The sequence below is a fragment of the Photobacterium sp. OFAV2-7 genome, assembly GCF_022347985.1.
In the GTDB taxonomy this organism is placed as follows: domain Bacteria; phylum Pseudomonadota; class Gammaproteobacteria; order Enterobacterales; family Vibrionaceae; genus Photobacterium.
This window is the reverse complement of record NZ_JAKRFQ010000150.1, coordinates 1-7673: the sequence shown is the minus strand read 5'-3', so window position 1 is coordinate 7673 and position 7673 is coordinate 1. Positions and strand designations below refer to the sequence as shown.

Below are 7673 nucleotides of genomic sequence, written 5' to 3'. Positions count from 1 at the left end.
TTCATCTTGTCAGGCTCAATGACAACCGTGTGCAGATGATATTCTGTATCTTCCACTGCGGCTAAGTTTGAACGTACTACAGCTTCACCTTTGCTTTGGTAGGTCTTAGTGATGACCTGCCTTTGCAGCTCCAACGCCTGGTCGGGATCCATTAGCTTGGTCAGCAGGAAAAAGGCGCGCTGCATAATGTTGTTGATCCGCCCCTTGATGCCTTGCTCGGTTGCCAGCTTGGTGGCATCAATGGTGTAAACTTTGAGTCCTTTAGTGACAATATGCTGCTGCTCTCTATGTCCAAGTTGGTGCCAGAGTTCAGCGGCCGAATATATTGTATTGAATAGCACCGTTGCACCTTGTTTGGTGCAGGCAAGCACGTCGTTGTTCTTTAGCAGGCTGAATTGATGACAGCCAAGGAAGTCAGCTTCTTCAATAAGGTATGGCGCGTCTATCGGGGTGTCATTAAAACGCAGGTGGGAAGTGGTCATCCCACCTGATTTTTTCGAGTCATAGACAAAGTAACCCTGGGTAAACCAGTTGCTGCCGTTGCCGATAATTTTGATGGTATTTTTGTTGGCCCCCACTGTCCCGTCTGAACCTAGGCCAAAAAACATGGCACTGAGATAGGCAGAGTCTTTAACTTGGGACTTCGTCGGTAAAGGAGGTAATGACAGACGAGTGATATCGTCTTTGATGCCGACTGTAAAATTGTGGCTGAGGCTATTGGTTATAAGAGAAATGAATACAGTTTCAGCATGTTTAGGCGTGAACTCTTTAGAAGAGAGCCCGTAACGACCACCAAACACGTTCGGCTCGGCGGTTTGATAATACACACTCCAGCTATGGCTGATTGCCGTCACTATATCCTGATATAGCGGCTCGCCGATTGCCCCGGGCTCTTTGGTTCTGTCCAGTACTGCAATGCTTTCAACGCTAGCTGGAATACTCTTGATGCAATGTTCAACTGCAAATGGTCTGAATAGGTGGACGCATAATACACCCACTTTTTCGCCTTGGTTCTGCAGTGCGGTAACAGCCTTTTTCACCGTACTGCAAGCGGAGCCCATTACCACAATCAAGTGCGTTGCTGACTCATCACCAACGTATTCAAAGGGCTTATATTGGCGTCCGGTGAGTTGGGCGAATTTGTCCATTGCTTCGATAACCGCATCCGGACACTTATTGTAATAGCTATTAACCGCTTCTCTTGCCTGAAAGTAGGTATCAGGGTTTTGTGAAGACCCTCTTAAGCTCGGCGTGTCAGGCGTGAGTCTTCTTTTATAGCTTTGCTCAATCAGCTGCGGGTTGAGCATTTGCTTGAGAACATCATCATGCAGGTAGTCAATATGGTTGAGCTCATGCGAGGTTCTGAAGCCGTCGAAGAAATGCACGAAAGGGATTCTGCTCTTTAGTGTTGCCGCTTGTGCGATCAGGGCAAAGTCATGTGCTTGCTGTACCGAGTTGCTGGCCAGAATTGCAAAACCTGTTTGCCTTACCGCCATAACATCCGAGTGATCACAGAAAATGGATAACGCATGCGTGGCGACGGTTCGGGCCGCCACATGTAGAACAAACGGCGTCAGCTCGCCGGCGATCTTGTACATATTGGGGATCATTAACAATAATCCCTGAGAGGAGGTGAATGACGTTGCTAAAGAGCCTGTACTCAGTGCGCCGTGCAGAAGGCCTGCTGCTCCCCCTTCAGACTGCATCTCGTAGATGCTGGGAACAACACCTCTAAAATTAGGTTGCTTGTTATTGCTCCACTCTTCGCAGTGCTCAGACATGGTGGAAGAGGGAGTGATAGGGTAGATGCCAATTACGTCATTACAGCGATAGGCAACAGAAGCCGCGGCTTCATTGCCATCCATGATACGGATATCATTACAACACTGTAGAGAGGCAGACCTTGCTCGGTTTGGATTTGTCACAACCTTTCCTTATTGATACGTAGCAGTTTTTGATGAGTCGTAGTCTTTGGCCCATTGAAGAATATTCTCTCGCAGTTGCTCATCCTTTTTTTCATCACTGATATGAGTTTCTAAAGAGAAAACATACTGAGGACCTTGAGAACGGTTTGCGTAGTAAGTTGCGCTGAGGTCATCTCTTAGGGTCAATAGAATTAAGCCGGCAACGATACAATAGAAGGCGATTAGCATTTTCTTTCTCACGGTTATGCCTCCTCTACTTTTACTGTGATAAGTTGCTCAGCGGCTGGCCGCTTATTAACAGCTGTGTTGGCAGTTTTCTTTTTTCTCTTTGGTTTGGTTGCCTGTTTGTACCAGTCTTTGAGAAATACGATGTAATCTGTCATCGCTGTAATTGGGCACAAGGTTTTGCACCAGGGGCGGTGAACAAACAAAGACGTAATTAATACCAACAGCGTTAGGATAAATAGGTACAGCGAACCCACCATGCCAAACATGATGCCGAACGGTTCGTAGCTAAATGCCGACGGGTTCCTGAAATACAGTCCGCATGCGAGTGTAGTCAGCAATAGAACACGCGGGAACCACTGAAAGGCTTTATGCTTCAGGCTGATCGCTTTTGAGTTGGTCAGTTTAGACAAACACTGTTGGGTGATCCCCATCGGGCACAGCATCTGGCAATAGAGGTTTTTGTTATACAACAATATATAGCCAATACTCAGTACCAGTAAAACCAGTGCGGTGTAGTTACCTAGGCCTGATGTCCAGGAGCCCGAGATCAGAATGCCCATCGTCGAGGATGAAACCAGCGAAGCAGAGTAGAAGCCAAAGACGCCCAGTGACGTTATCATTAGTACCCACTGCATTTTTTCTTTGTGAATGATGTCGGAGCGGCTGATATATATCGCCAGACCGAACAGAATAACGGCCAGCCCATCCAAGACATCAACCGTATCTAACGGGCTAGCTTGCTCTTTAAGTTGATAATCAAAGATCTGTTGCCTGACAGGATCTGCTGCGTCATTCACCCCTTGTAAAATACCGTTAGAGGTGAGTGTCGCGCCGCTGATACCATCAACATGGATTAGATTGCGGCTGGTTGTTCCTAATATTTTGTTAACCAAGCCGTTCTCAATCACCTTAGTGACATAAGACGATGTATCTTTTATCGATAAAAGACTGGCTTGTTCAACGTTACCTTTAGTATCGAGTTTTAATGCAATATTTAACTCACCACCGTAGCCAATACCGGTCCCGATGCCTAGCCAGGATTTGATTTCCTCACCTTCAACAATTTGGAACAGGTTTTCTTCTACTTTGATTAGCTGTTGATTTTTTTCTATTAATGAATCGAGCATTGCCAACTGACGCTGCGATATTTCTACCCCGCCGAACCACCAAGCTGCGATAAGAATAATTATCGAAACTATAGAGGCTATTTTCTCAATTATTTGATTAGATTTTCTTTTTGATTTTCTGGCCATAATTTATCTACCAATGGGCAAAGTAGTTATTATTGCTACGTTCCCAAGCGAAAATATTTATCATCAATGGTAGTGAGTCAGTGAATGGTGAAAAGGTAGATACAGGCCTTTTCCGGATACAAATAACCCTATAAAAGCGACGATTGATAAAGATCAATTATAACGTTCAGAAATAGTCTCTATTTATTGCAAATAATTAGGGGCCAGCACTGCCGATTAAATAATATAGCTGACCCTCATAGATATTACTTTGCCGCTTTGAGGCCAGGCGCAACCAGGTGGCGCCAGGTCATAACAATTAACAGCAAACCAGAGCCGGTGAAGATAGACAGGCCCATCGCGCCTGATTGCGGATAACCCTCGATAAATGAAGAGCCACACCAGGCAATACCGAACAGCATATCCAGTACACCAATCAACAGCAGCGGCAGGGTGTACCACTTAAGCCTGATCACCTGTTGGGCATAAACCATGCCGTTGATTGCCAGCATGCTGATAACCCCCAGCGAGAACCATTGTAGTGCTTCCATTAGTTATTCTCCTTAGGCTTTACCGGCTGTGCCGATGTTATTTTTCATGGATGTGTTGGTACGCATACCTTCGCCGGATGCCCAGAACTTCTCGACCTTGACCGGGATAGGTGTACGGCTTTGACCGCCGTAACCAAAGGCAGGGTGTGCTTCGGCCATAAACGAGTGGATGAACTTCGGCATCATTGGGTTAATCGCCATGATGAACCAGTGGTGCCAGAAATCAGGTTCGTTAAAGGTACAGCTGGCGACACAGTTCAGGCATGAAGTATCGTTGTCCATCCAGAAGTTAAAGCAACGTTTCGCATCGGAGTGCCACTTTTTGATCCCCACATGGTTGTTCCAGGTGTAATCAGGCTCATCACTAAATTCATAAGTCGGGTAATAGCTTGGCTCTACATCTTTACTGACAGCACCGGAAGGACAGGCTTCGGCACATTTCATACAGCTCTTACAGAACTCGCGGATCCCCCATGTATGAGGCTGATCGTAAGCATCTTCAAAGTCGATGTTGGTGAAGACTTTACAAATACGTACTCGCGGACCTACACCTGGCATGATACAAGAGCCGTTGCGGCCCCCTTCGCCCAGACCGGCCAAAATAGCGTAGGCGACAGAGTTGGCCAGATCGTTTCCGGCCCCCACGGCGTTGTAACCACAGCCGCGAATAAATTTGGCAACCTGACAGGCGATTTTACCCATGTCGCTATAGCCGTTGCCGGTTGCGCCTTCGGAAGTCCAGGACGGTGCGGTAGCAACGTTATCGTAGTCCATCGGTGTGGCGATAACGATCACCGATTTTGGCTTGAACGGAAAGTCTTTTTCCCAGGAAAGGGTGCGCTCATCAACCGCGTCATACAGCGGATCATAAACAAAGCGCTTGTCGAATTTGGCAATACCCACACGTACGGCACCAAACAGGCGGGCGGTAGAGCGGATCATGTCAGCAGCCCGCTTGCCGCTTCCCCAGTCAAATTGCTCCTCAACGACGTCAGTCTGGTCCCAGCTGTGCATTGGGGTGTTTGGCTGGGTAAAGGCTGAAGCACGAGACTTAGCAACCACCAACGGGTACCAGGCTGCGTGGCCGATAGCGCGGTCAGCCTGACCGTAACCTACTTTGTTATTGTCAAAGTGATCGCGGTTTTCGAATGTCTGGATCGCATCATTAAAGTTAAAATCTTTTTTCCACAGGCGAGCATATTGCTCGGCACGCTCAGGGTTTCTGATCTTTGACAGGTAAGGGCTTGTTGCATGACACAGCATAACGTCACGCTGGTCTTTAGGCTTAAAGTCTTTGTCAACTTCGATCCCTGGCGTATTGGTCGAGCCCTCTAAGGATGTTTTCGATGCGCCTAATACGGCACCGCCAGTCAGCATCGCGGCACCGCCGCCGAGTACGGTTTTCTTAAAGAAACCACGGCGAGACATGTTCGGCAGATCGTCGTCTATCTGATCGGCCACGTTCTGGTTTTCTACTTGATTTGTCATAAAGCACCATTCTCTTTATAGAAAAGGGAATATAAAAATGTTGAAAAAAGATTAAACAACTTGGATTAGTTCAATATCGAAGATCAGAGCCGCATTCCCCGGAATTTTCGGTGGTTTTCCCATTTCGCCGTAAGCCAATTCTGCTGGCACGTAAACACGCCATTTAGAACCTTCAGGCATCATCTGCAAAACTTCGGTCCAGCCTGGGATCACACTCTGGATCGGGAATTCTGCTGGTTCGCCTCGCTCATAAGAGCTGTCAAAGACATCGCCGGTGATCAGCATGCCGTGATAATGAACAATCACATTGTCGACAAGCCCGGCCTGGCGGCCTTCGCCCATTTCAACCACCTTGTATTGCAAGCTGCTGTCGGTAGTGATGATCCCTGGTTTCAAGGCGTTTTCCGCCATAAACTCCTGGCTTCGACCTGCGAGTATTGCCGCCTCTTTTTGACGCGCTACTTCTACACGGGCAGCAATGGTCTTGAATGCTGTTTCTACTTCCTGATCAGTGACTGGTGCTTCTTTTTCGTTGAAGCTGTCTAACACACCAGCGAAAGTGGCTTCCATATCCAAACCGTCAAAATTGTGTGCCAGCAGGTGGCGGCCAAACTGCCACCCCATGCCGTAGCTGACTTTTTGTTCATCAGTGTCGAGGGATATTGGCTTAATCTCTTTCATGGGAATTGCCTTTGTTTCTGTACGTTGGTTTTGAACTCGGTTTGAATCAGTAGTGATTAGTGCGCAGCTGCAGCATCGAGTGCTGGCAGCGGTAAGATCATTTCCGTCCCCGGCTTCATAAAGCTCTGATGGCAGGCGTTGCAGGCTTTAATGGTGGTCAAAACACCTTTCATGCTGGCGGCAGGATCGTGGTTTCGCACAGCCATACGCAGGCCGAAAGTTGCGTTTTGCAGTGCTTTTGACTGGCTTTGAAATTCCGCTCTTCGCTCAAGCAGGTCATCTACGGTATTGCTCTTCTCGAATGACCCCGGAACAAAAAAGAAGTCGTTGTACACCTGAGATAGCTGAGCCAGACCATCGACACGGTTCAGGATAGTGAAGCCGTTCCATTCTTTTTTCCCTGTGGCGATGGCACCAGCATCCATCAGGGTTGCGCCCATGAGCTGGTGGACGCCTTGTCGAGCTTGAATGGCTGGTTCGGCCTCGCTGTAGGGATCGGGCATTTTCTTTGCCACGGCAGAGCCACAGAATGCGGTGGCTGCCAGGGTGAGAGAAAGAACAGTCTTTTTCATCTTAAGGGTTTCCTCACTGCTTGCTTACAGGGGAAAGCTTTTGGCCCATAGAATGTTTATGGTGTTGAGAAATGGGTTAACCATCTGCAACTAATCAGGGATAATGGGCTCGTTCGCTTACCAATTAATTTAAGTACCGGTCGGTACATAGCGATAAGAATAGTACCCTCTATGTACCGTGCGGTACATAGAGGCAGTTCAAAAAACGTAGCATTCAATCTGAAAACAGATGTTTTATTGATTTAGAGCAAAAACCACTTTTGGGGTATGGACATTAAGATGGCGGAAAAAGTGAAACGTCAGCGTTTTTCAAAAGAAGAGTGGCTGGAAGCAGGATTAAAGATGTTATCTGCTCAAGGAGTGGATAAGCTGACGATAAGCAGTCTGTCGCGGACAGTAGGTGTGGCGAAGACCAGTTTCTACTGGCATTTTAAAGATCGACAAGATCTGTTGGATCATATGCTGGATTACTGGGCATCGGAGTTCAACCTGGTGATCACTGAAAATCAGAGACTGATGGAACTTGAACCCGCTCAGCGTTTGCAGGCTATTACAGAGATCGTAATTGAAAAAAAACTGTTGAAGTATGAGCTGGCTATCCGTGCCTGGGCTGCGCATGACGACTCTGCACTGGCGATGTTTGAGCGTATCTACCAACGGCGAATGGAAGTGATCCGTCAGGTGTTTGCCGATGCAGGCTTTGATGAGAGCGAGCAGGAAGTGCGCGCGCAAACTTTTCTTTGCCATCTTGCCTGGGGCGGGACGATGCAAGGAGAGGCCCACTCGCATCGAGCGGTTGTTGAAAAGCTAATACCGATTGCACTTAAAAAGTAATATTGTTGATAATAATAAAAGCGCCGCTCGTTACTGATGCGGCGCTTTTTTAATCGTTGTAACTAACCTGGCTTCAAGCTTGATTTTAAGGCGCTTTACTTTCTAGTTGGACTTGCTGCTTGTAGTTGGCAATCGCTGTATCAAATGGCTGTTTCTCGGCAA

General features: G+C 47.5%; 8 protein-coding genes. 1 reads left to right on the top strand and 7 read right to left on the bottom strand.

The features are described 5' to 3' along the window. The 7 genes from MHN01_RS10420 to MHN01_RS10390 all read right to left on the bottom strand — a co-directional run. The coding region (locus tag MHN01_RS10420) for a 2-oxoacid:acceptor oxidoreductase family protein (protein WP_239411294.1) at positions 1-1925 on the bottom strand (1925 nt) is incomplete at its 3' end. A 9-nt stretch (positions 1926-1934) separates the two neighbouring features. Beyond that, positions 1935-2165, bottom strand: a complete 231-nt coding sequence (locus MHN01_RS10415; RefSeq protein ID WP_239411293.1) for a hypothetical protein — start codon at positions 2163-2165, stop codon at positions 1935-1937. A gap of 2 nt (positions 2166-2167) precedes the next feature. Further along, positions 2168-3406, bottom strand: coding sequence for a 4Fe-4S binding protein (locus tag MHN01_RS10410; RefSeq protein WP_239411292.1), 1239 nt, complete (start codon positions 3404-3406; stop codon positions 2168-2170). A gap of 245 nt (positions 3407-3651) precedes the next feature. Continuing rightward, complete coding sequence (locus MHN01_RS10405; RefSeq protein ID WP_239411291.1) at positions 3652-3936, bottom strand: hypothetical protein; 285 nt, start codon at positions 3934-3936, stop codon at positions 3652-3654. A 12-nt stretch (positions 3937-3948) separates the two neighbouring features. Then, positions 3949-5424, bottom strand: coding sequence for a reductive dehalogenase (locus MHN01_RS10400; protein ID WP_239411290.1), 1476 nt, complete (start codon positions 5422-5424; stop codon positions 3949-3951). 51 nt (positions 5425-5475) lie between these two features. Further along, a complete protein-coding gene (locus MHN01_RS10395) occupies positions 5476-6105 on the bottom strand; it encodes an FKBP-type peptidyl-prolyl cis-trans isomerase (RefSeq protein ID WP_239411289.1) in 630 nt (209 codons plus the stop codon). A 56-nt stretch (positions 6106-6161) separates the two neighbouring features. Then, positions 6162-6677 carry a cytochrome c gene (locus MHN01_RS10390; RefSeq protein ID WP_239411288.1) on the bottom strand — a complete coding sequence of 172 codons (516 nt, stop codon included), beginning with the start codon at positions 6675-6677 and terminating at the stop codon, positions 6162-6164. 279 nt (positions 6678-6956) lie between these two features. Between MHN01_RS10390 and MHN01_RS10385 the strand changes: the two genes are divergently transcribed. Continuing rightward, on the top strand, positions 6957-7511 hold the full coding sequence (locus MHN01_RS10385) for a TetR/AcrR family transcriptional regulator (RefSeq protein ID WP_239411287.1): 555 nt from the start codon (positions 6957-6959) through the stop codon (positions 7509-7511). The last annotated feature ends 162 nt before the right edge of the window (positions 7512-7673 follow it).

Excerpts from the sequence above, each read along its gene's own strand:
- MHN01_RS10400 (WP_239411290.1), bottom strand. The coding sequence starts at position 5,424 with ATGACAAATCAAGTAGAAAACCAGAACGTGGCCGATCAGATAGACGAC.
- MHN01_RS10410 (WP_239411292.1), bottom strand. The coding sequence starts at position 3,406 with ATGGCCAGAAAATCAAAAAGAAAATCTAATCAAATAATTGAGAAAATA.
- MHN01_RS10385 (WP_239411287.1), top strand. The coding sequence starts at position 6,957 with ATGGCGGAAAAAGTGAAACGTCAGCGTTTTTCAAAAGAAGAGTGGCTG.
- MHN01_RS10395 (WP_239411289.1), bottom strand. The coding sequence starts at position 6,105 with ATGAAAGAGATTAAGCCAATATCCCTCGACACTGATGAACAAAAAGTC.
- MHN01_RS10405 (WP_239411291.1), bottom strand. The coding sequence starts at position 3,936 with ATGGAAGCACTACAATGGTTCTCGCTGGGGGTTATCAGCATGCTGGCA.
- MHN01_RS10390 (WP_239411288.1), bottom strand. The coding sequence starts at position 6,677 with ATGAAAAAGACTGTTCTTTCTCTCACCCTGGCAGCCACCGCATTCTGT.